We start from the raw sequence: 23,810 nt of genomic DNA, 5'->3' as shown, positions 1-23,810 counted from the left end.
CGACCGGCCGGGCGGTTTTACGTAGTTATCCGTCGGACACACCACCGTCACCTCTGACGCAGTAGCGCGGGGGTCGCAGGAGGCACCGTGCTCACCGCGTTCGCCCGGGCGTTCAAGACGCCCGACCTGCGCAAGAAGCTGCTCTTCACGCTCGGCATCATCGTGATCTACCGGCTCGGGACGCACGTCCCGATCCCGGGCATCGACTACAAGAACGTCCAGACGTGCATCGACGCGGCCAACGCCAACCAGGGCCTGTTCGGTCTCGTCAACATGTTCAGCGGTGGCGCGCTCCTCCAGATCACGATCTTCGCGCTCGGCATCATGCCGTACATCACGGCGAGCATCATCCTGCAGCTGCTGACCGTGGTGATCCCGCGTCTGGAGGCCCTCAAGAAGGAGGGCCAGGCGGGCACGGCGAAGATCACGCAGTACACGCGCTACCTGACCATCGCGCTCGCCATCCTGCAGGGCACCGGCCTGGTGGCCACGGCCCGCACCGGCACCCTGTTCCAGGGCTGCCCGGTGGCCTCGGAGATCGTGCCGGACCAGTCGATCTTCGTCACCACCACGATGGTCATCACCATGACCGCCGGTACGGCCACGGTCATGTGGCTCGGTGAGCTCATCACCGACCGCGGCATCGGCAACGGCATGTCGATCCTGATGTTCATCTCGATCGCCGCGACCTTCCCCGCCGCCCTGTGGGGCATCAAGAAGCAGGGCGACCTGGCGGGCGGCTGGATCGAGTTCGGCACCGTCATCCTCGTCGGCCTGTTCATGGTCGGCCTGGTCGTCTTCGTCGAGCAGGCGCAGCGCCGCATCCCGGTGCAGTACGCGAAGCGCATGATCGGCCGCCGGTCCTACGGGGGGACGTCGACGTACATCCCGCTGAAGGTCAACCAGGCGGGCATCATCCCTGTGATCTTCGCCTCGTCGCTGCTCTACATCCCGGCCCTGGTCGCCCAGTTCGCCGGTGGCAACGCGGGATGGAAGACGTGGATCGAGCAGAACCTGACCAAGGGTGACCACCCGATTTACATCGTCACCTACTTCGTCCTGATCGTCTTCTTCGCCTTCTTCTACGTGGCGATCTCCTTCAACCCGGAGGAAGTCGCGGACAACATGAAGAAGTATGGTGGCTTCATCCCGGGCATCCGGGCTGGCCGACCGACCGCTGAGTACCTGAGCTACGTACTCAACCGGATCACTTGGCCGGGCTCGCTGTATCTGGGTCTGATCGCTCTTGTGCCGACGATGGCGTTGGTGGGCTTCAACGCGAACCAGAACTTCCCCTTCGGTGGGACGAGCATCCTCATCATCGTGGGTGTGGGCCTGGAGACCGTGAAGCAGATCGAGAGCCAGCTCCAGCAGCGCAACTACGAAGGGTTCCTCCGCTGATGCGAATCGTCCTCGTCGGACCGCCCGGTGCCGGCAAGGGAACGCAGGCTGCTTTCCTTGCCAAGAACCTGTCGATCCCGCACATCTCCACGGGCGACCTCTTCCGGGCCAACATCAGTCAGCAGACGGAGCTCGGCAAGCTGGCGAAGTCCTACATGGACGCCGGAAACCTCGTCCCGGACGAGGTGACCATCGGCATGGCCAAGGCCCGCATGGCGCAGCCCGACGCGGAGAACGGCTTCCTGCTCGACGGCTTCCCGCGCAACGTGTCGCAGGCGGAGTCCCTCGACGAGGCGCTGAAGGCGGACGGCCAGAAGCTGGACGCGGTCCTCGACCTGGAGGTCCCCGAGGACGAGGTGGTCAAGCGCATCGCGGGCCGCCGCATCTGCCGCAACGACTCCGCCCACGTCTTCCACGTGACGTACAGCGCGCCGCGGCAGGAAGGCGTCTGCGACGTCTGCGGCGGCGACCTGTACCAGCGCGAGGACGACAAGGAAGAGACCGTCCGCAAGCGGCTGGACGTCTACCACCGCGAGACCGAGCCGATCATCGACCACTACAAGGCCCAGGGCCTGGTGGTCACGATCTCCGCCCTCGGCAAGGTGGACGAGGTCACCAAGCGCGCGATGACCGCCCTCGCGGGCGAGAACGCCTGACACCTGCGTGACCGGGCCGCGGTACCCCGCACGGGGTGCCGCGGCCCAGCCGTGGGCGGGGCGCGGGGCTCCGGTGCGGCCGTATCGTTGAGGGTGCCCCGCACGTCGTACTCGTAGGTTCAGAAAGGCTCAGGCCCGGACATGGTGCAGATCAAGACTCCCGAGCAGATCGCCACGATGCGAGCGGCGGGACTTGTCGTCGCCGCCATCCACCGGGCCACCCGCGAGGCGGCCGTGCCGGGCGCGACCACGAAGGACCTGGACGACGTGGCCCGCAAGGTCCTCGCCGAGCACGGCGCCAAGTCGAACTTCCTCGGGTACGGCGGCTTCCCCGCCACCATCTGCACCTCGAAGAACGAGGTCGTCGTGCACGGCATCCCGAGCGACGACGTCGTCCTGGAGGACGGGGACATCATCTCCATCGACGCCGGCGCGATCGTCGACGGCTGGCACGGGGACGCGGCGTTCACGGCGTTCGTGGGCAGCGGTCACGCCCCGGAGCTGGTCGAGCTCTCCCGCGTCACCGAGGAGTCGATGTGGGCCGGCATCGCGGCCATGAAGCAGGGCAACCGCCTCGTCGACATCTCCCGCGCCATCGAGACGTACATCCGCCGCCAGCCGCGGCCCGCGAGCGGCAAGTACGGGATCATCGAGGACTACGGCGGGCACGGCATCGGCACCGAGATGCATATGGACCCGCACCTGCTGAACTACGTCGAGCGGCGGCGGGGCCGCGGGCCGAAGCTGGTGCCCGGCTTCTGCCTGGCCATCGAGCCGATGGTGTCCCTCGGCACCCCGAAGACGGAGGTCCTGTCGGACGACTGGACCGTCATCACGACCGACGGGACCTGGTCGTCGCACTGGGAGCACTCCGTCGCGCTGACCGAGCAGGGGCCGCTGGTGCTCACCGCGCCCGACGGCGGCAAGGCGAAGCTGGCCGAGTACGGGGTCGTGGCGGCGCCGGACCCGCTGGGCTAGGACCCGGCGGGGGCGGTCCCGGGGCGGGCCCCCGGGCGGGACCGGGGTCCGGTCCGGAATCCGGCTTAAGGATCTTTCCGGGCGGGCAGTCTCTCTCGATTCGTCTTTCCGGGTGCACTGACGTAGACTGACGCGTCGGCTCTCGTGCATTCGCATGTCTGCGTCTCCGTACAGAGTCGATCAAGGTAGTCGATTCGAAGGGCGAAGCGTGGCCAAGAAGCAAGGTGCCATCGAGATCGAGGGCACTGTCGTCGAGTCTCTTCCGAACGCTATGTTCAAGGTCGAGCTCCAGAACGGCCACCAGGTCCTGGCACACATCAGCGGCAAGATGCGTATGCACTACATCCGCATCCTCCCTGACGACCGGGTCGTGGTGGAGCTGTCTCCGTACGACCTGACGCGTGGCCGGATCGTCTACCGGTACAAGTAGATCTTGCCCGCATCCCGTTTCCGCGGGGTGGTGGCACTGACCCGGAGAACCTCACACCCATGAAGGTCAAGCCGAGCGTCAAGAAGATCTGCGACAAGTGCAGGGTGATCCGCCGTCACGGCCGGGTCATGATCATTTGCGACAACCCGCGCCACAAGCAGCGCCAGGGCTGACGCACGTATCGCACTCGCAGATTTCGCGCGACGCACGTAACAGCACATATGCAGGACCCGTCCCTCTTCAGGTCCATCAGGTAATGGAGGGCGACACCCCCGGTCGGAGGCCGGGGACCCAGTCCGTGCCAACCCTTGTCCAGCACAAGGGGACGGCGGCTGGGAGTGGTGCTGCTGAAGACCTCCGAAGAATCACAGGAGCCATGAATGGCACGCGTTGAAGGTGTTGACCTCCCGCGCGACAAGCGCATCGAGGTCGCCCTCACCTATGTGTTCGGCATCGGCCGGACGCTGTCCCAGCAGACGCTGGACGCCACTGGTGTCGACCGCAACACCCGCGTTCGCGACCTGACCGAGGACGACCTCGTCAAGATCCGCGAGTACGTGGACCAGAACATCAAGACCGAGGGTGACCTCCGTCGCGAGATCCAGGCCGACATCCGCCGCAAGGTCGAGATCGGCACGTACCAGGGTCTGCGCCACCGTCGTGGCCTGCCCGTCCGCGGTCAGCGCACCAGCACCAACGCTCGCACCCGCAAGGGCCCGCGTCGCGCAATCGCCGGTAAGAAGAAGCCGGGCAAGAAGTAGTCCTCGCTCAGCGGTCTGTCGACAGCCGTCGCTGCTGCAGGACCGACCACCTCCCGTAGGAGTTAAAGATGCCCCCCAAGGGTCGTCAGGGCGCTGCCAAGAAGGTGCGCCGCAAGGAAAAGAAGAACGTCGCTCACGGCCACGCGCACATCAAGAGCACGTTCAACAACACGATCGTGTCCATCACGGACCCGACCGGCAACGTGATCTCCTGGGCCTCCGCCGGCCACGTCGGCTTCAAGGGCTCGCGCAAGTCGACCCCGTTCGCCGCGCAGATGGCCGCCGAGTCGGCCGCGCGCCGCGCGCAGGAGCACGGCATGCGCAAGGTCGACGTCTTCGTGAAGGGTCCGGGCTCCGGCCGCGAGACCGCGATCCGTTCGCTCCAGGCCACGGGCCTGGAGGTCGGCTCCATCCAGGACGTCACGCCGACCCCGCACAACGGCTGCCGTCCGCCGAAGCGCCGCCGCGTCTGACGCACGCTCCGGCCGGGTCGGCGCCCGGCTGGGGGTGCGGGGGTCGCCCCCCGCATGTCGCAGCACGGCTGCCGTCCGCCGAAGCGCCGCCGCGTCTGACGCGGTGCCGCCGGCGCGGTTGTCTTGAGGATTCGGGCGGTACGTACCCTTCGGGGGCCGTACCGCCCGTACCCTTGTCATTGCAGCAGGGCGTCAAATAGCGGGCGCCCATGACTGAAGGAACGCACCATGCTGATTGCTCAGCGTCCCTCGTTGACCGAAGAGGTCGTCGACGAGTTCCGCTCCCGGTTCGTCATCGAGCCGCTGGAGCCGGGCTTCGGCTACACCCTCGGCAACTCCCTGCGTCGTACGCTCCTCTCCTCGATCCCGGGTGCGGCGGTCACGTCCATCCGCATCGACGGTGTCCTGCACGAGTTCACCACCGTGCCGGGCGTCAAGGAGGACGTCACCGACCTCATCCTCAACATCAAGCAGCTCGTCGTCTCCTCGGAGCACGACGAGCCGGTCGTGATGTACCTGCGCAAGCAGGGCCCCGGCCTGGTCACCGCCGCGGACATCGCCCCGCCGGCCGGTGTCGAGGTGCACAACCCCGACCTGGTCCTCGCCACGCTCAACGGCAAGGGCAAGCTGGAGATGGAGCTGACCGTCGAGCGCGGTCGCGGCTACGTCTCCGCCGTGCAGAACAAGCAGGTGGGCCAGGAGATCGGCCGTATCCCGGTCGACTCCATCTACTCGCCGGTGCTGAAGGTCACGTACAAGGTCGAGGCCACGCGTGTCGAGCAGCGCACCGACTTCGACAAGCTGATCGTCGACGTCGAGACCAAGCAGGCCATGCGCCCGCGCGACGCCATGGCGTCCGCCGGCAAGACCCTGGTCGAGCTGTTCGGTCTGGCCCGCGAGCTCAACATCGACGCCGAGGGCATCGACATGGGCCCGTCCCCGACGGACGCCGCCCTGGCCGCCGACCTGGCGCTGCCGATCGAGGAGCTGGAGCTCACCGTTCGGTCGTACAACTGCCTCAAGCGTGAGGGCATCCACTCCGTGGGTGAGCTCGTCGCCCGCTCCGAGGCCGACCTCCTGGACATCCGCAACTTCGGCGCGAAGTCCATCGACGAGGTCAAGATGAAGCTCAACGGGATGGGCCTGGCCCTCAAGGACAGCCCGCCCGGATTCGACCCGACCGCCGCGGCCGACGCCTTCGGTGCGGATGACGACGCGGACGCCGGGTTCGTCGAGACCGAGCAGTACTGAGAGCTCGGGCCGACGGTCCGTTCTGGGCTGCGCGATCGTCGTGGTTGATCGCGCAGTTCCCCGCGCCCCTGACGGGGCGCGGTCCACTGACCCCGGTACCTGATACGGCCGGGGCAGACATCTAGGAGAAACACCATGCCGAAGCCCACCAAGGGTGCCCGTCTGGGCGGCAGCGCCGCGCACGAGAAGCTGATGCTGGCGAACCTCGCCAAGGATCTCTTCGAGCACGGCCGCATCACGACGACCGAGGCGAAGGCCCGCCGCCTGCGCCCGTTCGCCGAGCGTCTGGTCACCAAGGCGAAGAAGGGCGACCTTCACAACCGCCGTCAGGTGCTCCAGGTCATCACGGACAAGAGCGTCGTCCACACGCTCTTCACCGAGATCGGCCCGCGCTACGAGAACCGCCCGGGTGGCTACACCCGTATCACCAAGATCGGTAACCGCCGGGGCGACAACGCGCCCATGGCCGTCATCGAGCTGGTGGAGGCCCTGACCGTGGCCCAGCAGGCCACCGGTGAGGCCGAGGCGGCCACGAAGCGCGCCGCCAAGGACGCCGAGGTTTCCGAGCCCAAGGTCGACACGACCAAGGGCGAAGAGGCTGCCGAGGAGTCGAAGGACGCGTAAGCGTTCCGCCGGGGACTGCGCATCATCGGCTGCGGCCGCGTCGTGGCCGGTCGCGCAGTTCCCCGCGCCCCTTGAGGGCGCAGCGGGCCCGACCCTGCGGGGCGGGCCCGCTTTCGCGTGCCTGAGAGGATTGCGGTGTGAGTGAGGAAGTGGAGCCCGGGCACGTCCGGGTGCGGTTGGACCTGTCGTACGACGGCCGGGACTTCTCCGGGTGGGCGCGGCAGCGCGAGGGCCAGCGGACCGTCCAGGGGGAGATCGAGGACGCGCTGCGCACGGTGACGCGGTCGCGGGAGACGTACGAGCTGACGGTGGCGGGCCGTACGGACTCCGGGGTGCACGCGCGGGGGCAGGTCGCCCACGTCGACCTGCCCGAGGCCGTGTGGGCCGAGCACCGGGAGAAGCTGCTGCGGCGGCTGGCCGGGCGGCTGCCGCACGACGTGCGGATCTGGAAGGTGGCCGAGGCGCCCGCCGGGTTCAACGCGCGGTTCTCGGCGATCTGGCGGCGGTACGCGTACCGCGTCACCGACGACCCGGGGGGCGTCGACCCGCTGCTGCGCGGCCACGTGCTGTGGCACGACTGGACGCTCGACCTGGACGCCATGAACGAGGCGGCCCAGGCGCTCATCGGCGAGCACGACTTCGCCGCCTACTGCAAGCGGCGCGAGGGCGCGACCACCATCCGTACGCTCCAGGAGCTGCGGTGGGAGCGGCGGCCGGACGGGATCCTCGAGGCCACCGTGCGGGCGGACGCCTTCTGCCACAACATGGTGCGCTCGCTGGTGGGGGCCATGCTGTTCGTGGGCGACGGGCACCGGCCGCCGGACTGGCCGGGCAAGGTGCTCGCGGCGGGCGTACGGGACTCGGCGGTGCACGTGGTGCGGCCGCACGGGCTCACCCTGGAGGAGGTCGGCTACCCGGCCGACGAGCTGCTCGCGGCGCGCAGCGCGGAGGCGCGGAACAAGCGGACGCTGCCGTCGGCGGGATGTTGCTGAGCTCTGAGTAGAACGTTCGTCCTACTCCGGGTTGTTCGCCGCGGCGGACGCCTGGGCCCGGCCGCGGCGGTCGATCTGGTGGAAGGCGAAACGGGCCAGGTCGTCGCCGACGGCGTAGGCCTCGCGGTCCTTCGTCGTGACGTCCTTGCCGTTGAGGAAGCCGGTGGTGGTGAAGTACGCGTACCGTCCGTACGCGTTGTACGTGCCGCGGCAGACGGCGGTGCGGCAGAAGGTGCCGACGCCGTCGCCGGGCAGGGACGTGACCAGGCCCTCGTCGGCCTGCCGCTTGGCCCTGGCGGCCTGGGCCTCGGTGTCGAAGACGGCGACGCCGACGGTGACCGCGATGCCGTCGCGGGCGTAGGTGGCGCGCATCAGCTTGGTGCAGTCGTTCGCGGTGAGGACGCGGCCGAGGACGGGCTGCGCGACCGAGGCGCAGCGCTTGGTGTCGTCGGTCTCGCCCTTCTTGTACACGTGGTCGCCGGAGGTGAGCTTCGTGCCCGGGAAGAAGGTGGCCGCGGCGAGCGGGGCCTTGTCCTTCTTCTTGCTGGAGATGTAGTCCTTCGGGTCCGGCGGGGGCGGGGGAGTGGTCGCCTCGAAGGACGGCGCGGGGGCCGTGGAGGCGCCGGGGATCTCCGGGGACGAGGGCAGCTCGCCGGCGGGCTTGTCCGATGCGGAGGCGTCGTCGCCGTTGGCGGAGACGACCGCGAGGGCCACGGCCGCGGCGATGCCGGCGGTGGCGAGGGCGCCGCCGCCGATCAGCAGCCATTTGCGGCGGCGGGCGCGCTTCTCGGAGGCTTCGGCCAGTGCCGCCCAGTCCGGGGTGCCCGAGCCCCCCGGACCCCACTGAGGTCCCCCTTGCCCAAAGCTCATGCGCGGCATCTTAGACGGGGGGCGGGGATGTTGAGCCGGGGTCGGCGGGGGTTCTCGGCCTAGCCTGAGCCGCATGAACACGGGCAAAAGTGATGTTTCCGGTGGCGCGGACTGGTGGCTTCGGCCCGTCGGATGGCAGGCGTGGGCGGTGCTCGGGGCGGTGCTCGGCGCGCTCGCGCTGCGTGTGGCGTACCGGGTGCCGGACGGCGGCATGGACAACGGGATCGTCGTGCGGGCCGCGGAGGCGTGGCTCGACGGGCGCTCCCCGTACCGCGACCGGCACTTCCTGTATCTGCCGGGGGCCGTGCTCGCGGCGGTGCCGCAGGCCGTGCTGCCGCGGGACCTGGTGCGGGTGCTCGTGCCGTTCGGGGTGACCGCGGCGCTCGCGGCCGGGTGGGCCGGTGCGCTGCGGGTGCACGGCGTGCCCTGGCGCAGCCGCTTCGCGGTGCTCGGGCTCCTCGGCCTGGCCCTCGGCTTCGCGCCCTTCGCGCACCTGGTGGAGCTGGGGAACTGGACGGTGGCGTCGGCGGTGGCGCTGCCGCCGGCGCTGCTGTGCGCGAGCCGGGGGCGGTGGGTGCGGGCCGGGGTGGTGCTCGGCTGCGCGGTGGCGGTGAAGCCGCTCCTGGTCCCCGTCCTGCTGCTCTTCGTCTTCGCGCGGCAGTGGCGGGCGCTCGGCGCGGCCGTGGGGGTGCCGGTGGTCCTCTCCGCGGCGACCGCGCTCGCGCTGCCGGACCCGGCGGGCTTCTTCACCCGGACCCTGCCGTTCCTGCTGCGCGGCGGCGACAGCTTCGTCCGGCTCTACGAGGCGTCGCCGGCGGCGGTGCTGCCGCGGCTGGGGGTGCCGGGGGTCGCGGCCTCGCTGATGGCGGGGGCGGCGGCGCTGGCCGGGGTGGGGTGCGCGTGGGCGAGGTGGCGCCGGGGCGCGCCGGGCGCCGGGCGGGTGGTGGACACGGCGGTGGCCCTGATGCTGGCGGCCTTCCTGGTCTCGCGCCCTTCCTACGATCACTACCTGCTGGTCGTGCTGCCGCTGGTGCTCGCGGGGGCGTTCGAGGCGGGGGCGGTGGTGCGCGGGCCCTGGTTCTGGGTGGCCCTGGTCCCGCAGGTGCCGGGGTTCACCTGGCTGTGGCTGGAGCCCGGGACGCGCCGGGCCTTCAAGGACGCGGCCACGCTGTGCCTGCTGGCGGCGGTGGTCTTCCGCCACTGCGCGACGGGGCACCCGGCTCCGGCCTCCGCCCCGGCCCCGGCCGAAGGGCGGCTCGGCGCCCGGGGCGGCGCCCGGCGGCCCCGCCCGATCCCGGCACCGGGGCGCCGGGGCCCCGCCGGTGGGCCTGGCTGAACGGGGCCGCGCGGCCCCCGCGGGAGGGGGCCCGGCGCGGGGGGCTGCGGGGCCGTTTTGACCCGTACGGGGTAGGGCCGGTATTCTGCATGTTCGTTATGTGTATTGGCCTTCTCAAACTCACGTGAGGGGCCTTGCACCGGCCCACCGGGCCGATGACCAGCGGCAGGACTCGGTTGCGTCGCCGATGTCCGCCAAGGCTGTCGTCCATCGTCCGAGGTGGCCTTGTCAGGACCCTTCCCCTTCGGTCCCCGGGACCAGGGGGGAAACCCACCTCTGAAGAAGCGAAGGCTACGAACCGTGCGTACGTACAGCCCCAAGCCCGGCGATGTCACGCGCCAGTGGCACGTCATCGACGCTCAGGACGTTGTCCTGGGACGCCTGGCGACCACTGCCGCCACCCTCCTGCGGGGCAAGCACAAGCCGATCTACGCGCCGCACGTTGACGCTGGTGACTTCGTCATCATCATCAACGCCGACAAGGTGCACCTGTCCGGCAACAAGCGGACCCAGAAGATGGCGTACCGCCACTCCGGCTACCCGGGTGGTCTGCGCTCCGTCCGCTACGACGAGCTGCTCGACAAGAACCCCGAGAAGGCGGTCGAGAAGGCCGTCAAGGGCATGCTCCCGAAGAACTCGCTGGGCCGTCAGATGCTCTCGAAGCTGAAGGTCTACAAGGGTGACCAGCACCCGCACGGCGCGCAGCAGCCGCAGCCGTTCGAGATCACCCAGGTCGCGCAGTAAGTCCGGCCACCCCCTAAGCCTGAAGAGAATCTGAGGAGCATCGTGGCCGAGACCACCGCTGAGCAGCCGATCGACGAGACCGTCGACATCGAGCACTACACCACCGAGTCCGAGGTGCCCGTCGAGGGCGAGTACACCTCGGAGTCGAACGCCGCGCGCTTCGGCGACCCGCAGCCGGCCGCCGGCCTGGGTCGTCGCAAGAACGCCATCGCCCGCGTCCGGATCGTCCCGGGCACCGGCAAGTGGAAGATCAACGGTCGCACCCTTGAGGACTACTTCCCCAACAAGGTGCACCAGCAGGAAGTCAACGAGCCGTTCAAGGTCCTCGAGCTCGAGGGCCGCTACGACGTCGTCGCCCGCATCGCCGGCGGCGGTGTCTCCGGTCAGGCCGGTGCGCTCCGTCTCGGTGTCGCCCGCGCCCTGAACGAGGCGGACGTGGACAACAACCGCGGCGCGCTCAAGAAGGCCGGCTTCCTCCGCCGCGACGACCGTGCGGTCGAGCGCAAGAAGGCCGGTCTCAAGAAGGCCCGCAAGGCCCCGCAGTACAGCAAGCGGTAATCTCGCTGCCTGCCAGTACTTCGCGAACGCCCCGGCGGCACCCCTGTGTGCTGCCGGGGCGTTTCGTTTATCAGCGCCCCATCGATCTGGGGTTCAAGCTCGGAAATGTCGCAATGTTCGGAGGACAGCAGTGGGACGACTCTTCGGCACGGACGGCGTGCGCGGTGTCGCCAACGCCGATCTGACGGCGGAGCTGGCGCTCGGTCTCTCGGTGGCCGCGGCGCATGTGCTCGCCGAAGCGGGCACCTTCGAGGGCCATCGCCCGACGGCGGTGGTGGGGCGTGACCCGCGCGCGTCCGGGGAGTTCCTGGAGTCCGCGGTCGTCGCGGGGCTCGCGAGCGCGGGCGTGGACGTCCTGCGCGTGGGTGTGCTGCCCACTCCGGCGGTGGCCCACCTCACCGCCGCGCTCGGCGCCGACCTGGGCGTGATGCTGTCCGCCAGCCACAACGCCATGCCGGACAACGGCATCAAGTTCTTCGCCCGCGGCGGCCACAAGCTGGCCGACGACCTCGAGGACCGGATCGAGGCCGTGTACGAGCAGCACCGCACCGGCGCGCCCTGGGACCGGCCCACCGGTGCGGGCGTCGGCCGCGTGACGTCGTACGACCAGGGGCTCGACCAGTACGTGGCGCACCTCATCGGCGTGCTGCCGAACCGGCTCGACGGGCTGAAGATCGTGCTCGACGAGGCGCACGGGGCCGCGGCCCGCGTCTCGCCGGAGGCCTTCGCCCGCGCGGGTGCCGAGATCATCACCATCGGCGCGTCCCCCGACGGGCTCAACATCAACGACGGCTGCGGCTCGACGCACCTGGAGCAGCTCCAGGCCGCCGTCGTCGAGCACGGCGCCGACCTAGGCATCGCGCACGACGGCGACGCCGACCGCTGCCTCGCCGTGGACCACACGGGCGCCGAGGTCGACGGCGACCAGATCCTCGCCGTGCTCGCGCTCGGCATGCGGGAGCGCGGCGTCCTGCGCCGCGACACCGTTGTCGCCACGGTGATGTCGAACCTCGGCTTCAAGCTCGCCATGGAGCGCGAGGGCATCGAGGTCGTCCAGACCGCGGTCGGCGACCGGTACGTCCTGGAGGAGATGAAGGCCAACGGCTACGCCCTGGGCGGCGAGCAGTCCGGGCACGTCATCGCCCTGGACCACGCCACCACCGGCGACGGCACCCTGACCGGGCTGCTGCTCGCGGCGCGCGTCGCCGAGACCGGCCGCGGCCTGCACGACCTCGCCGCCGTCATGGAGCGCCTGCCGCAGGTCCTGATCAACGTGCCGGACGTGGACAAGTCCCGGGTGACGACCTCGCCCGAGCTGGCCGCCGCGGTCACCGACGCCGAGCGCCAGCTCGGCGGGACCGGCCGCGTCCTGCTGCGCCCCTCCGGCACCGAGCCGCTGGTGCGCGTGATGGTGGAGGCCGCCGACATCGAGCAGGCCCGCGCGGTGGCCGGGCGCCTGGCCGACGTGGTGAAGTCCGCGCTCGGCTAGGCGGGCTCCGGCCCCCGGGGGCCCGGCCGGGCAGGCCTCGGCTAGGCGGGCCCCGGCTTCCTCGCGGTACGTTCGCGCTGCCGCGCCCAGAGCACCTTCTGGACGAGCAGCGTGAGCGTACCGGCGAGGACGATGCCGAGCAGGTTCAGCAGGAGCTGCTCGGTGGAGCCCCACGCCTGGCGGTACGCGCCGTAGCTGAAGGCGACCGCGGCGTTGGCCGCCGCCGGGACCGTCGTCACGGAGATGGCGACGCCCACCAGGGCGCCCGACTTCGCCGACGTCAGCGACAGCGTGCCCGCGGCGCCCGCGAGGACGGCCACGACGAAGGAGAACCAGTCGGGCCGGTAGATGAAGTTGGTGTTGGGCCGCTTCGCCTCCAGCGCGGACTCGTGGAACAGGTCCACCGCGTCCATGAAGAAGCTGAAGGCCACCGTCACCACCATGGCGGCCGCGAACCCCGCGACCAGCGCGATCAGCGAGCGCAGCGCCAGGCGCGGGGCGCGCCGCACGAGCGCCGTGCAGAAGCCGGCGAGCGGGCCGAACTCCGGGCCCACCGCCATCGCGCCCACGATGAGGATCGCGTTGTCCAGGACGACACCGCAGGCGGCGATCATCGTGGCGAGCGTGATGAAGGCGACGTAGGTGACGGAGAGCGTGGACTCCTCGTGCGTGGCATCCGTGAGCTGCTCCCACAGGACCGCGTCCGCGCCCTCGCCCGGCGCCTCGTCCTCGGCCTTGTCGGCGCGCCGGGACAGCGACAGGTCGATGTTCTCCAGGGAGATCGACCCGTGTTTGTCGATCTCCAGGGAGCGCAGGCCGTCGAGCAGTTCGTCGCCCGCCTCCCGGGCGACGTCGCACAGCACGATGTCGCCCGCCGGGTTGCGGGCCGCGCCCGGCACGACCGCGAGGTGCGCGGTGCCGGGCGTCGCCTCGATCAGGCGGACCACCGACTCGGTCCGGTCCGCCGGGGTGATCAGCCGCAGATGGAGCATGCCCGCACCCTAACCCGGGCCCGCGGGCTCAGAGTTTGCGCAGGCTGAGCCGCCGCACCTTGTGGTCGGGGCCCTTGCGGATGATGAGGGTGGCGCGGCCGCGCGTGGGCGCCACGTTCTCCAGCAGGTTCGGCTTGTTGATGGTCCGCCAGGTGGTGCGGGCGTAGTCGAGCGCCTCCTCCTCGGAGACCTGCGTGTACTTGCGGAAGTACGAGGACGGGTTCTGGAAGGCCGTCTCGCGCAGCTTGCGGAAGCGGCTGAGGTACCAGCGCTCGATGTCCTCGGTGCGGGCGTCGACGTACACGCTGAAGTCGAAGTAGTCGGCGAGGCCGACGCGGGTGCGGCCGTCCTTGCCGGGCAGGGCGGGCTGGAGCACGTTCAGGCCCTCGACGATGAGGATGTCCGGGCGGCGCACGGTGAGCCGCTTGCCCGGCACGATGTCGTAGATCAGGTGGGAGTAGACGGGGGCCGTCACCTCGTCCTTGCCCGCCTTGATGTCGGCGACGAAGCGGGTCAGGGCGCGGCGGTCGTACGACTCGGGGAAGCCCTTGCGGGACATCAGGCCGCGGGCCTGCAGCTCTTTGGTGGGCAGCAGGAACCCGTCGGTCGTGACCAGCTCCACCCGCGGGTGCTCGGGCCAGCGCGAGAGCAGGGCCTGGAGGAGCCGGGCGACGGTCGACTTGCCGACGGCGACGGAGCCCGCGACCCCTATGACGAAGGGCGTGCCGGACTGGGCGGCCTTCTCGCCGGTGCCGCCGAGGAACGTGTTCAGGGCGCCGCGCAGGCCGTCGGTGGCGCCCACGTACAGGTTGAGCAGGCGCGACAGCGGCAGATAGATGTCGCGCACTTCGTCCAGGTCGATGACGTCACCCAGGCCGCGCAGCTTCTCCACCTCGGCGGCGGTCAGCGGCAGCGGTGTCTTTTCGCGCAGGGCGCTCCACTCGGCGCGGGTGAGGTCGACGTACGGGGTCGCCTCCGGCTTGTGCCGGTGGGCGCCCTGGGGCGGCGTGGAGACCGGAGAGATCACATTCCATTGTTACGGCTGTTTGAACGGGAGCGCGGGTGGAGTACGTCACGCCGGTGCGGGCGCCCGGCGCCGGCGCGGTCGCCGCTGTGCCGGTGGGCCGGGGTGCCGCGGCGGCGCCGTACGCTTCCCGCGTGATTATTGGTGTGGGCATCGATGTGGCGGAGATCGACCGGTTCGCCGTCTCCCTGGAGCGGACCGCCGGGATGCGGGAACGGCTCTTCGTCGCGGGGGAGTTGTACCTGCCGAGCGGGGAGCCGCGCGGAGTCGCCTCGCTCGCCGCCCGGTTCGCCGCGAAGGAGGCCCTCGCCAAGGCCCTCGGTGCCCCCGCCGGGCTGCGCTGGACCGACGCCGAGGTGTACGTGGAGGAGTCCGGACAGCCCCGCCTGCGGGTCTCCGGGACGGTGGCCGCCCGGGCCGAGGCGCTCGGCGTACGGGGCTGGCACGTGTCGCTGAGCCATGACGCGGGGGTGGCCTCCGCCGTGGTCATCGCGGAGGGGTAGGGGCTCTTGGCCCCGGCCCCGGCCGCGCTGCCGGAGCACGGGCGGTGCGCGAGACTTGAGGGATGCGTACTGCGTATCGCGTGGAGGATGTACGGGCCGCCGAGCGGGCCCTGATGGCGCGCGTCCCCGACGGGGCGCTGATGCAGCGGGCGGCGGCCGGGCTCGCCGCGGCCTGCGGTCAGGTGCTCAAGAAGGTGTACGGGGCCCGTGTGGCGCTCCTGGTCGGCAGCGGGGACAACGGCGGTGACGCCCTGTACGCCGGGGCGCGGCTCGCCCGGCGCGGGGCCGGGGTGACGGCGGTGCTCCTGGCGCCCGAGCGGACCCACGCGGGCGGGCTCGCCGCGCTGCGGGCGGCCGGGGGACGCGTCGTGGACGGCTCGGGACCCGCGGGAGGAGCGGAGACCGAGACCGGGACCGGGGACGGAGCCAGGGCCGGGGGCGGAGTCGGGACCGGGGCTGGAGTCGGGACCGGGGACGGGGCCGGAGTCGGGACCGGCGCCGATGCCGCGCTCGCCGTCGTCGCCCGGGCCGACCTCGTCGTCGACGGCGTCGTCGGCATCGGCGGCAAGGGCGGGCTGCGGCCCCGCGCCGCCGAACTGGCCCGCGCCGCCGAGCGGTCGAAGGCCCTCGTCGTCGCCGTCGACCTGCCGAGCGGCGTCGACGCCGACACCGGCGAGGTGCGGGGCGCCGCCGTGCGGGCGGATGTGACGGTGACCTTCGGCGCCTGCAAGCCGGGGCTGCTCATCGACCCCGCCCGGGAGTACGCCGGGGCGCTGCGGTTCGTGGACATCGGGCTCGGGCCCGAACTCGCCGCGTACGACCCGGTGGTCGAGGCGTTCCAGTACGCCGATGTGGACCGGCTGCTTCCGGTGCCGGGGGCGGAGAGCGACAAGTACCGGCGCGGTGTCGTGGGCGTCGTCGCCGGGTCCGCCCGCTACCCGGGCGCCGCCGTCCTCGCCGTCGCCGGCGCGCTGCGCGGGGGTGCCGGGGCCGTGCGGTACGTGGGGCCCGCCGCCGACGCCGTGCTCGCCCGCTTCCCGGAGACGCTGGTCTCGGCCGGGCCGCCCGCCAAGGCGGGGCGCGTCCAGGCCTGGGCGGTCGGGTCCGGGCTCGGGGACGACGAGGAGCGGCTCCACGACGTGGTCGCCGCCGACGTGCCGGTCCTCATCGACGCCGACGGGCTGCGGCTCGCCGACGCCGAGGCCGTGCGCAGGCGGGTGGCGCCCACGCTGCTCACCCCGCACGCCGGGGAGGCCGCCGCGCTGCTCGGCGCCACCCGGGAGGAGGTCGAGTCGGGGCGCCTGGAGGCCGTACGGGAGCTGGCGGGCCGGTACGCGGCCACGGTCCTCCTGAAGGGCTCCACCACGGTGGTCGCCGGGCCGGACGGGACCGGCGCGGCGCGGGTCAACCCGACCGGGACGCCGTGGCTGGCCACCGCCGGGAGCGGGGACGTGCTGTCCGGGCTCGCCGGGGCGCTGCTCGCGGCCGGGCTCGGGGCGCGGGACGCCGGGGCGGTCGGCGCCTTCCTGCACGGCCTCGCGGGACGGCTCGCCGCGGACGGGGCGCCGGTGGCGGCACAGGACGTGGCCGAGGCCCTGCCGGCGGCCTGGCGGGACGTGCGGCGGGGGTAGGGCCGCTGCCCTCGGGACCGCGCGCCCCCCCGGCCGGGGCAGGACCGTTTCCCCCGGCCCGCGCCTCCCGGCCTGGGGGGGGGCAGGACCGTTTCCCCCGGCCCGCGCGCCCCAGCCGTTCCCTCCGGCCCGCGCACCCCGGCGCGGGCGAGGGTCCCCCGGTGGGGCAGGGCGGACATACCGGCACGTCCCGCCCCGTACCGCCGACGGCTGTCCGCCGGTGTGTTCGTCCCCTCTGAGAGACTGTTCGACGATGACTGAGACTGCACTGCCGCGCGTGCGCGCCGATATCGACCTCGCCGCCCTCCGGGCCAACGTACGGACGCTGCGCGCCCTGGCGCCCGGCGCCGCGTTCATGGCCGTGGTGAAGGCGGACGGATACGGGCACGGGATGGTGCCGTGCGCCCGGGCCGCCGTCGAGGCCGGTGCCACGTGGGTGGGGACGGCGACGCCCGAGGAGGCGCTCGCGCTGCGGGCCGCCGGGATCGGCGGGCGCGTCATGTGCTGGCTGTGGACGCCGGGCTCGCCCTGGCGGGAGGCCGTCGAGGCCGACATCGACGTGTCGGTGAGCCGGGTGGACGCGCTTGGCGAGGTCGTCGCCGCCGCGCGCGCCGTGGGACGGCGGGCCCGGGTGCAGCTCAAGGCCGACACGGGGCTGGGGCGCAACGGCTGCATGCCGGAGGACTGGCCGGACCTCGTCGCCGCCGCGCTGCGCGCCGAGGCGGACGGTTCGGTGCGGGTCACGGGGGTCTGGTCCCACTTCGCCTGCGCCGACGAGCCGGGGCACCCGTCGATCGCCGCCCAGCTGGGCGCCTTCAGGGACATGGTGGGCCGGGCCGAGGACGCGGGGCTGCGGCCCGAGGTCCGCCACATCGCCAACTCCCCGGCGGCCCTGACGCTGCCGGAGACCCACTTCGACCTGGTGCGGCCGGGGATCGCCATGTACGGGATCTCGCCGAGCCCCGAGGTGGGGGCGCCGGCGGACTTCGGGCTGCGGCCGGTGATGACCGTGACGGCGGCGCTTGCCCATGTGAAGCGGGCCCCGGCCGGGCACGGGGTCAGTTACGGCCATCGTTACACGACGCCCGGCGAGACCACGCTCGGTCTTGTCCCGGCGGGGTACGGGGACGGCATCCCCCGGCACGCGTCCGGCACCGGGCCGGTCCTCGTCGGCGGCAAGTGGCGCACGGCGGCCGGGACGATCGCGATGGACCAGTTCGTGGTGGACCTGGGCGGGGACGAGCCCGAGGTGGGCTCGGAGGCCGTGCTCTTCGGGCCGGGGGACCGGGGGGAGCCCACGGCCGAGGACTGGGCGCGGGCGGCGGGCACCATCGCGTACGAGATCGTGACGCGGATCGGCGCCCGCGTTCCCCGGATCTACACGAACGAACGGTCCGACTGAGGGGAGCGGTACGTGGGCGAGGGCAGCACGGGGGCGGCCGCCGCCGAGGTGGCCGAGGTGGCCGACGCGGTGGTGCGCGGGGCGACGACCTGGCGACGGGCCGGGCTCGCGGGCGCCGCCATAGGGGTCGTCGCGGCGGGCGCCGCGGCGGGTGTCGCCATCGAGCGGCTGACGGTCGGGCGCGGCATGCGCAAGAAGGCCCGTCTCGCCCTGGACGCCGCGGGCCCCTACGGCTCGCTGCGCGGCATGCCCGGCACGGCGTACGCCGAGGACGGCACCGAACTCGCCTACGAGGTCGACGAGGTGGAGTCCGACACCCAGGCCGCGCGCCGGCGGCGGCTCTTCGGGCGCCGGGCGCCCGCCCCGGTCACCGTCGTCTTCAGCCACGGCTACTGCCTGAACCAGGACTCCTGGCACTTCCAGCGGGCGGCCCTGCGGGGCGTGGTGCGCTGCGTCTACTGGGACCAGCGCAGCCACGGGCGCTCGGGCCGCGGGGTCGCGCAGGCGCGCGACCGCGAGCCGGTCTCCATCGACCAGCTCGGGCGGGACCTCAGGGCCGTCATCGACGCGGCCGCGCCCGAGGGGCCGCTGGTGCTCGTCGGGCACTCGATGGGCGGCATGACGACGATGGCCCTCGCCGACCAGTTCCCGGACCTGGTCCGGGAGCGGGTGGCGGCCGTGGCCCTCGTCGGTACGTCCTCCGGCGGGCTCGGCGAGGTCAACTTCGGGCTGCCGGTGGCCGGGGTGAACGCCGTGCGGCGCGTGCTGCCCGGCGTCCTGCGGGCCCTCGGCTCCCAGGCCGAGCTGGTGGAGCGGGGGCGGCGGGCCACGTCGGACCTGTTCGCGGGCGTCATCAAGCGGTACTCGTTCTCGTCGAAGGACGTCGACCCGGCCGTCGCCCGGTTCGCGGAGCGGATGATCGAGTCCACGCCGATCGACGTGGTCGCGGAGTACTACCCCGCGTTCAACGACCACGACAAGACGGAGGCGCTCAAGCACTTCACGGCGCTCCCGGTCCTCGTCCTCGCGGGCGACGAGGACCTGGTCACGCCGAGCGGGCACAGCGAGGTGATCGCCGGTCTGCTGCCGGACGCGGAGCTGGTCCTCGTGCCGGACGCCGGGCACCTAGTGATGCTGGAGCACCCGGAGGCGGTGACGGACCGGCTGGCGGATCTGCTGGCGCGCACGGGCACCGTCGCCACCGGTTAACGTGGGGCGCATGGAAGCACCGCACAGCCCGGCCCCCGCCGCCTCCCTCACGATCGACGTCAACTCCCCCGAGCAGATGGGCGAGTTGGGCCGCCGCCTGGCCAAGCTCCTGCGCCCGGGCGACCTCGTCATGCTCACCGGGGAGCTCGGCGCGGGCAAGACGACGCTGACGCGCGGCCTCGGCGAGGGCCTCGGCGTGCGCGGCGCAGTCACCTCGCCGACGTTCGTCATCGCCCGCGTCCACCCCCCGCTCGGCGACGGGCCCGCCCTGGTGCACGTGGACGCGTACCGCCTGGGCGGCGGGCTCGACGAGATGGAGGACCTGGACCTCGACGTCTCGCTGCCGGACTCGGTGGTCGTCGTGGAGTGGGGCGACGGCAAGGTCGAGGAGCTCTCCGACGACCGGCTGCACCTGCTGATCCACCGCGCCGTGGGAGACACCGCGGACGAGCGGCGCGAGGTGGCGCTGCGCGGCATCGGGGCCCGCTGGGAGGGCGTCGACCTCTCGGCGCTGTCCGCCTGAGCTGTCCCCGCCTCCGGGTGCTGTCCGCCTGAGCCGTCCCCGCCTCCGCGTGCTGTCCGCCTGAGCCGTACCCCGCACCCGAGCGAAGAACCGCGCGCCCCGGCCCTGGGGCGGCCGCGGGCACGAGCACGCCTGCCGTACGGGGCCCGGCCGCCGACACACCGTCCCGCGGAGCTGTCGTACCCGGGCCCCGGGGGGGCGTCCGTCCTCATTTTCCGACAAGGCGTCGGTAACATGTTGCGCGGGCGGGCCCGGGCGTGGTCACATGGATACCGGTCCTGGTTAGGTCTACCTAACCACGTCTGCCCCCGAAGCCCCAGGAGGCGTCCATGCCGGCTTCAGAACACGACACGCAGTCCCGGCCGCAGGGGCTGCCGGCGCAGCCCTCCGCCTGCTCGATGAGTGAGCTGCTCGCGTCGTGCGCCGCCGCGAGCGCCGTCTCCACGCCTCCCGCCGCTCCCGTGCACCAAGGCGCCCCCGCGGACGAGGCCCGCCGCGACGCGGCGTAGGCCGGTCACGGGCGGGTGGCGACGGGCGGGGGCGGCAGCCCGGTGACGGCGGCCGGGTGACGGCCGCGGCCTGCTACGCCCGCTACTTGACGACGACGACCTTCGTCTCGATGATCGCGAAGTCCCACATCGCGTTGCCGTCCTCACGGGACGAGCGGATGCCGCCGGTCTTCCTCCCGGGGTCCGGCTTCTCCGTGGAGCCGTTGAGCGCCGCGCTGAACCCGACCGCTATGCCGTCGACCGCCGCGAAGCGCACGACGTGCTCGATCTGCACCCCGTCCGAGCCGGTGACCTGGCCCGAGCGCGACGTGACCTTGTACTGGCCGGGGGCCGGGTCGACGGTGCTCGGCGTGACCTTGTACGTGCGCTTGGCCTTGCCGGACTCGCCGACCAGCCACACCCGGTCCTGGTCCAGGGAGTACACGACCCGCTTGCCGGTGCCCGACTGCGCGGGCAGCGCCAGCGAGTCGCCCTTGTCCTTGGGGGACTTCGTGGGGGAGGTGGGGGACTTGTCCGGCCGCGCGTTCAGGTCGTCGGGCGCGCTGGCCGAGGCCTGGTAGGCGAGGAAGCCGACCACGGCGAGCGCCGCCGCCGTGAGCCCGGCCACGAATCCCGAGCTGCTCCTGGACACTGCCCCACCTCTCCTACGTACGGCTATGGGGTGACGGTAGCAGCCGGGGCACCTCGGGCCGGTGCGGCCGTGCGGCGGGCGCCGGAGCCGTAGGCTGTTCGCGTGCTCTTGCTCGCTCTGGATACCGCAACCCCCGCCGTCACCGTCGCCCTGCACGACGGCACGTCCGTCGTCGCGCACGCGAGTCAGGTCGACGCCCGCCGCCACGGTGAGCTGCTGCTGCCCGCCGTCGACCGCGTCCTCGCCGACGCGGGCGTGAGACTCGACGCGGTCACGGCCGTCGTCGCCGGGGTGGGCCCGGGGCCCTACACCGGCCTGCGCGTGGGCCTGATGACGGCGGACACCTTCGGCCTGGCGCTCGGCGTGCCGGTGTACGGCGTCTGCACGCTCGACGGTCTGGCGTACGCGTCCGGGATCGAGTCCGGCCCCTTCGTCGTGGCCACCGACGCGCGGCGCAAGGAGGTCTACTGGGCCCGGTACGAGGACACCCGGACGCGGGTGGGCGGGCCCGCCGTCGACCGGCCCGCGGACATCGCCGAGCAGGTCGCGGGCCTGCCGGCCGTCGGCGCCGGTGCCGCGCTCTACCCGGAGGCCTTCCCGGACGCGCGCGGCCCCGAGCACGTCGCGGCCGCCGCCCTCGCCGCGCTGGCCGCGGAGAGGCTGGCCGCGGGCGAGGAGCTGCTGGAACCGCGTCCGCTGTACCTGCGCCGCCCGGACGCGCAGGTGCCCAAGAACTACAAGGTGGTCACGCCCCAGTGACGACCGTGACGCCCCACGCCGCCGTGCTGCGCGAGATGCGCTGGTGGGACATCGATCCCGTGCTCGCCCTGGAGAAGGACCTCTTCCCCGAGGACGCCTGGTCGCGCGGCATGTTCTGGTCCGAGCTCGCGCACGCGCGCGGGCCCGGCTCCACGCGCCGCTACGTCGTCGCGTACGACGGCGAGCGCCTCGTCGGGTACGGCGGGCTCGCGGTCGCGGGCACCGACTCCGGCGGCGGCGACGCGGTGGCCGCCGACGTGCAGACCATCGCCGTGGCCCGCGACCAGTGGGGCACCGGGCTCGGCGCGCGGCTGCTCACGGAACTGCTCCGGCACGCGACGGCCTTCGAGGCCACCGAGGTGCTGCTGGAGGTGCGCGTGGACAACACCCGGGCGCAGAAGCTGTACGAGCGCTTCGGCTTCGAGCCGATCGGCTTCCGGCGCGGCTACTACCAGCCGGGGAACGTGGACGCGCTGGTGATGCGCCTGTCCGACCCCTCGGCCGTCCCGCCGGCCGCCCCGCACACCTCCCCGAACGGACGGGCCGACGGCCCGGTGAACGGCGTACAAGGAACCGAGATCCATGGCTGACCTCCGCGACGAGCCCCTCGTCCTCGGCATCGAGACCTCCTGCGACGAGACCGGCGTCGGCGTCGTGCGCGGCACCACGCTGCTCGCCGACGCCGTCGCCTCCAGCGTCGACGAGCACGCGCGCTTCGGCGGCGTCGTGCCCGAGGTCGCCTCCCGCGCCCACCTGGAGGCGATGGTCCCGACGATCCAGCGCGCCCTGAAGGACGCGGGCGTCACGGCCAAGGACCTCGACGGCATCGCCGTCACCGCCGGTCCCGGCCTCGCGGGCGCGCTGCTCGTCGGCGTCTCGGCCGCCAAGGCGTACGCGTACGCGCTCGGCAAGCCGCTGTACGGCGTCAACCACCTGGCCTCGCACATCTGCGTGGACCAGCTCGAGCACGGCGCGCTGCCCGAGCCGACGATGGCCCTGCTGGTGTCCGGCGGGCACTCCTCGCTGCTGCTCTCCACGGACATCACCGCCGACGTACGGCCGCTCGGCGCGACCATCGACGACGCCGCGGGCGAGGCCTTCGACAAGGTCGCCCGGGTGCTGAACCTGGGCTTCCCCGGCGGCCCGGTCATCGACCGCTACGCGCGCGAGGGCGACCCCGAGGCCATCGCCTTCCCGCGCGGGCTCACCGGGCCGCGCGACCCGGAGTTCGACTTCTCCTTCTCCGGCCTGAAGACCGCCGTGGCCCGGTGGATCGAGGCCAAGCGGGCCGCGGGCGAGGAGGTGCCGGTGCGGGACGTGGCGGCGTCCTTCCAGGAGGCGGTGGTCGACGTGCTGACCCGCAAGGCGGTCAAGGCCTGCAAGGCCGAGGGCGTCGACCACCTGATGATCGGCGGCGGCGTCGCGGCCAACACCCGGCTGCGGGCGCTCGCCGAGGAGCGCTGCGAGCGCGCCGGGATCCGGCTGCGGGTGCCGCGGCCCAAGCTGTGCACGGACAACGGCGCGATGGTCGCCGCGCTCGGCGCGGAGATGGTGGCGCGCAACCGCCCGGCCTCCGACCTCGGCCTGTCGGCGGACTCCTCGCTGCCGGTGACCGAGCCGCACGTGCCGGGCGCGGGCGCGCACACCCACGACCACGACCACGTGCACGAGGTCAGCAAGGACAACCTCTACTCATGAGCGTCGCGCTGATGTGGGAGGCCCGGGCCGCCGAGGGGCGCGGGGAGGAGCTGCTGGCCTGGGCGCGGGCCCAGGAGCTGGCCGCGGCGCCGGTGCGGCGGGAGACGTTCCGGGCGCCGGCGGACCGGGTGCTGGTCGTCACGTGGTGGGACGCGGCGCCCGACGCCGAGCTGCCGGAGCTGCCCGCGCCCCCGGAGGAACTGGTGGCACGGGCGCCGCACCGGTGGCGGTTCGAGTCGGTGGACCTGGCCTGATCCCACGCGGGGCGCCCCAGACCCGCCCCTTCCCGAACCAGGGGGGGGGGGGGGGGGGGGGGGGGGGGGGGGGGGGGGGGGGGGGGGGGGGGGGGGGGGGGGGGGGGGCGGG

28 protein-coding genes are annotated in these 23,810 nt (G+C 72.6%); 24 read left to right on the top strand and 4 right to left on the bottom strand.

Annotation, left to right across the window (positions count from 1 at the left end):
* Positions 1 to 87 precede the first annotated feature (87 nt).
* From secY to truA, 10 genes are all read left to right on the top strand, one after another.
* The gene (gene secY / locus QK440_RS27880) at positions 88 to 1,401 is read left to right on the top strand and encodes a preprotein translocase subunit SecY (protein WP_282795989.1); all 1,314 of its coding nucleotides are present in this window, start codon (positions 88 to 90) and stop codon (positions 1,399 to 1,401) included.
* Positions 1,401 to 2,057: an adenylate kinase gene (locus QK440_RS27875; RefSeq protein ID WP_282795988.1), complete on the top strand. Its 657-nt coding sequence runs from the start codon at positions 1,401 to 1,403 to the stop codon at positions 2,055 to 2,057. The genes secY and QK440_RS27875 overlap by 1 nt, the downstream gene beginning before the upstream one ends.
* Before the next feature lie 141 nt (positions 2,058 to 2,198).
* Positions 2,199 to 3,035: a type I methionyl aminopeptidase gene (gene map, locus QK440_RS27870; RefSeq protein WP_282795987.1), complete on the top strand. Its 837-nt coding sequence runs from the start codon at positions 2,199 to 2,201 to the stop codon at positions 3,033 to 3,035.
* Positions 3,036 to 3,243: 208 nt separating this feature from the next.
* Entirely contained in the window at positions 3,244 to 3,465 is a 222-nt protein-coding gene (gene infA / locus QK440_RS27865; RefSeq protein WP_003948620.1) for a translation initiation factor IF-1, read from the top strand.
* A gap of 59 nt (positions 3,466 to 3,524) precedes the next feature.
* Positions 3,525 to 3,638, top strand: coding sequence for a 50S ribosomal protein L36 (gene rpmJ / locus QK440_RS27860; protein ID WP_003948619.1), 114 nt, complete (start codon positions 3,525 to 3,527; stop codon positions 3,636 to 3,638).
* 207 nt (positions 3,639 to 3,845) lie between these two features.
* Positions 3,846 to 4,226 (top strand): 30S ribosomal protein S13, encoded by a 381-nt coding sequence (rpsM, locus tag QK440_RS27855; protein WP_282795986.1) that lies wholly within the window; start codon positions 3,846 to 3,848, stop codon positions 4,224 to 4,226.
* A gap of 68 nt (positions 4,227 to 4,294) precedes the next feature.
* Positions 4,295 to 4,699 (top strand): 30S ribosomal protein S11, encoded by a 405-nt coding sequence (gene rpsK, locus QK440_RS27850; RefSeq protein ID WP_003948617.1) that lies wholly within the window; start codon positions 4,295 to 4,297, stop codon positions 4,697 to 4,699.
* Between the two features lie 228 nt (positions 4,700 to 4,927).
* Positions 4,928 to 5,950 carry a DNA-directed RNA polymerase subunit alpha gene (locus tag QK440_RS27845; protein WP_016645160.1) on the top strand — a complete coding sequence of 341 codons (1,023 nt, stop codon included), beginning with the start codon at positions 4,928 to 4,930 and terminating at the stop codon, positions 5,948 to 5,950.
* 135 nt (positions 5,951 to 6,085) lie between these two features.
* Positions 6,086 to 6,574 carry a 50S ribosomal protein L17 gene (rplQ, locus tag QK440_RS27840; protein ID WP_190134813.1) on the top strand — a complete coding sequence of 163 codons (489 nt, stop codon included), beginning with the start codon at positions 6,086 to 6,088 and terminating at the stop codon, positions 6,572 to 6,574.
* Between the two features lie 137 nt (positions 6,575 to 6,711).
* Entirely contained in the window at positions 6,712 to 7,566 is an 855-nt protein-coding gene (truA, locus tag QK440_RS27835) for a tRNA pseudouridine(38-40) synthase TruA (RefSeq protein WP_282795985.1), read from the top strand.
* A gap of 21 nt (positions 7,567 to 7,587) precedes the next feature.
* On the opposite strand, the gene QK440_RS27830 is transcribed toward truA, so the two are convergent.
* Positions 7,588 to 8,436, bottom strand: coding sequence for a hypothetical protein (locus tag QK440_RS27830; protein WP_282795984.1), 849 nt, complete (start codon positions 8,434 to 8,436; stop codon positions 7,588 to 7,590).
* 73 nt (positions 8,437 to 8,509) lie between these two features.
* Here QK440_RS27830 and QK440_RS27825 point away from each other — a divergent pair, with 73 nt between their 5' ends.
* The 4 genes from QK440_RS27825 to glmM all read left to right on the top strand — a co-directional run bounded on the left by QK440_RS27825 (position 8,510) and on the right by glmM (position 12,563).
* Positions 8,510 to 9,772 carry a glycosyltransferase family 87 protein gene (locus QK440_RS27825; protein WP_282795983.1) on the top strand — a complete coding sequence of 421 codons (1,263 nt, stop codon included), beginning with the start codon at positions 8,510 to 8,512 and terminating at the stop codon, positions 9,770 to 9,772.
* A 300-nt stretch (positions 9,773 to 10,072) separates the two neighbouring features.
* On the top strand, positions 10,073 to 10,516 hold the full coding sequence (gene rplM / locus QK440_RS27820; RefSeq protein ID WP_031034795.1) for a 50S ribosomal protein L13: 444 nt from the start codon (positions 10,073 to 10,075) through the stop codon (positions 10,514 to 10,516).
* A 42-nt stretch (positions 10,517 to 10,558) separates the two neighbouring features.
* On the top strand, positions 10,559 to 11,074 hold the full coding sequence (gene rpsI / locus QK440_RS27815; protein WP_190134808.1) for a 30S ribosomal protein S9: 516 nt from the start codon (positions 10,559 to 10,561) through the stop codon (positions 11,072 to 11,074).
* A gap of 130 nt (positions 11,075 to 11,204) precedes the next feature.
* A complete protein-coding gene (gene glmM / locus QK440_RS27810) occupies positions 11,205 to 12,563 on the top strand; it encodes a phosphoglucosamine mutase (protein WP_282795982.1) in 1,359 nt (452 codons plus the stop codon).
* A 41-nt stretch (positions 12,564 to 12,604) separates the two neighbouring features.
* Here the strand turns inward: glmM and QK440_RS27805 are convergent, their stop codons facing one another.
* Both QK440_RS27805 and coaA read right to left on the bottom strand, forming a co-directional pair.
* A complete protein-coding gene (locus tag QK440_RS27805) occupies positions 12,605 to 13,555 on the bottom strand; it encodes a DUF389 domain-containing protein (protein WP_282795981.1) in 951 nt (316 codons plus the stop codon).
* A gap of 28 nt (positions 13,556 to 13,583) precedes the next feature.
* Positions 13,584 to 14,582 carry a type I pantothenate kinase gene (gene coaA / locus QK440_RS27800; protein ID WP_282795980.1) on the bottom strand — a complete coding sequence of 333 codons (999 nt, stop codon included), beginning with the start codon at positions 14,580 to 14,582 and terminating at the stop codon, positions 13,584 to 13,586.
* A gap of 131 nt (positions 14,583 to 14,713) precedes the next feature.
* Between coaA and QK440_RS27795 the strand changes: the two genes are divergently transcribed.
* The 6 genes from QK440_RS27795 to QK440_RS27770 all read left to right on the top strand — a co-directional run bounded on the left by QK440_RS27795 (position 14,714) and on the right by QK440_RS27770 (position 20,356).
* Positions 14,714 to 15,082: a holo-ACP synthase gene (locus QK440_RS27795; protein ID WP_282795979.1), complete on the top strand. Its 369-nt coding sequence runs from the start codon at positions 14,714 to 14,716 to the stop codon at positions 15,080 to 15,082.
* A gap of 62 nt (positions 15,083 to 15,144) precedes the next feature.
* Positions 15,145 to 16,713, top strand: coding sequence for an NAD(P)H-hydrate dehydratase (locus QK440_RS27790; protein WP_282795978.1), 1,569 nt, complete (start codon positions 15,145 to 15,147; stop codon positions 16,711 to 16,713).
* Positions 16,714 to 16,966: 253 nt separating this feature from the next.
* The gene (gene alr, locus QK440_RS27785) at positions 16,967 to 18,115 is read left to right on the top strand and encodes an alanine racemase (RefSeq protein WP_282795977.1); all 1,149 of its coding nucleotides are present in this window, start codon (positions 16,967 to 16,969) and stop codon (positions 18,113 to 18,115) included.
* A 48-nt stretch (positions 18,116 to 18,163) separates the two neighbouring features.
* Positions 18,164 to 19,324, top strand: a complete 1,161-nt coding sequence (locus QK440_RS27780; protein WP_282796001.1) for an alpha/beta hydrolase — start codon at positions 18,164 to 18,166, stop codon at positions 19,322 to 19,324.
* Positions 19,325 to 19,334: 10 nt separating this feature from the next.
* Positions 19,335 to 19,847, top strand: coding sequence for a tRNA (adenosine(37)-N6)-threonylcarbamoyltransferase complex ATPase subunit type 1 TsaE (gene tsaE, locus QK440_RS27775; protein WP_282795976.1), 513 nt, complete (start codon positions 19,335 to 19,337; stop codon positions 19,845 to 19,847).
* A 329-nt stretch (positions 19,848 to 20,176) separates the two neighbouring features.
* On the top strand, positions 20,177 to 20,356 hold the full coding sequence (locus QK440_RS27770; RefSeq protein ID WP_282795975.1) for a hypothetical protein: 180 nt from the start codon (positions 20,177 to 20,179) through the stop codon (positions 20,354 to 20,356).
* Positions 20,357 to 20,438: 82 nt separating this feature from the next.
* On the opposite strand, the gene QK440_RS27765 is transcribed toward QK440_RS27770, so the two are convergent.
* Positions 20,439 to 20,987 carry a hypothetical protein gene (locus QK440_RS27765; RefSeq protein WP_282795974.1) on the bottom strand — a complete coding sequence of 183 codons (549 nt, stop codon included), beginning with the start codon at positions 20,985 to 20,987 and terminating at the stop codon, positions 20,439 to 20,441.
* A 102-nt stretch (positions 20,988 to 21,089) separates the two neighbouring features.
* Here QK440_RS27765 and tsaB point away from each other — a divergent pair, with 102 nt between their 5' ends.
* The 4 genes from tsaB to QK440_RS27745 are packed head-to-tail and all read left to right on the top strand — an operon-like array spanning position 21,090 to position 23,698.
* Positions 21,090 to 21,746, top strand: coding sequence for a tRNA (adenosine(37)-N6)-threonylcarbamoyltransferase complex dimerization subunit type 1 TsaB (tsaB, locus tag QK440_RS27760; protein ID WP_282795973.1), 657 nt, complete (start codon positions 21,090 to 21,092; stop codon positions 21,744 to 21,746).
* Positions 21,747 to 21,781: 35 nt separating this feature from the next.
* Positions 21,782 to 22,336, top strand: coding sequence for a ribosomal protein S18-alanine N-acetyltransferase (gene rimI, locus QK440_RS27755; RefSeq protein ID WP_282796000.1), 555 nt, complete (start codon positions 21,782 to 21,784; stop codon positions 22,334 to 22,336).
* Positions 22,329 to 23,444, top strand: coding sequence for a tRNA (adenosine(37)-N6)-threonylcarbamoyltransferase complex transferase subunit TsaD (gene tsaD / locus QK440_RS27750; protein WP_282795972.1), 1,116 nt, complete (start codon positions 22,329 to 22,331; stop codon positions 23,442 to 23,444). The genes rimI and tsaD overlap by 8 nt, the downstream gene beginning before the upstream one ends.
* The gene (locus QK440_RS27745; protein WP_282795971.1) at positions 23,441 to 23,698 is read left to right on the top strand and encodes a hypothetical protein; all 258 of its coding nucleotides are present in this window, start codon (positions 23,441 to 23,443) and stop codon (positions 23,696 to 23,698) included. The genes tsaD and QK440_RS27745 overlap by 4 nt, the downstream gene beginning before the upstream one ends.
* Positions 23,699 to 23,810: the final 112 nt, after the last annotated feature.

The sequence above is a fragment of the Streptomyces sp. CC224B genome (assembly GCF_030010595.1).
GTDB lineage: Bacteria > Actinomycetota > Actinomycetes > Streptomycetales > Streptomycetaceae > Streptomyces > Streptomyces longispororuber.
The sequence above is the reverse complement of the archived record's forward strand: the minus strand, read 5'-3'. Positions and strand labels throughout refer to the sequence as shown.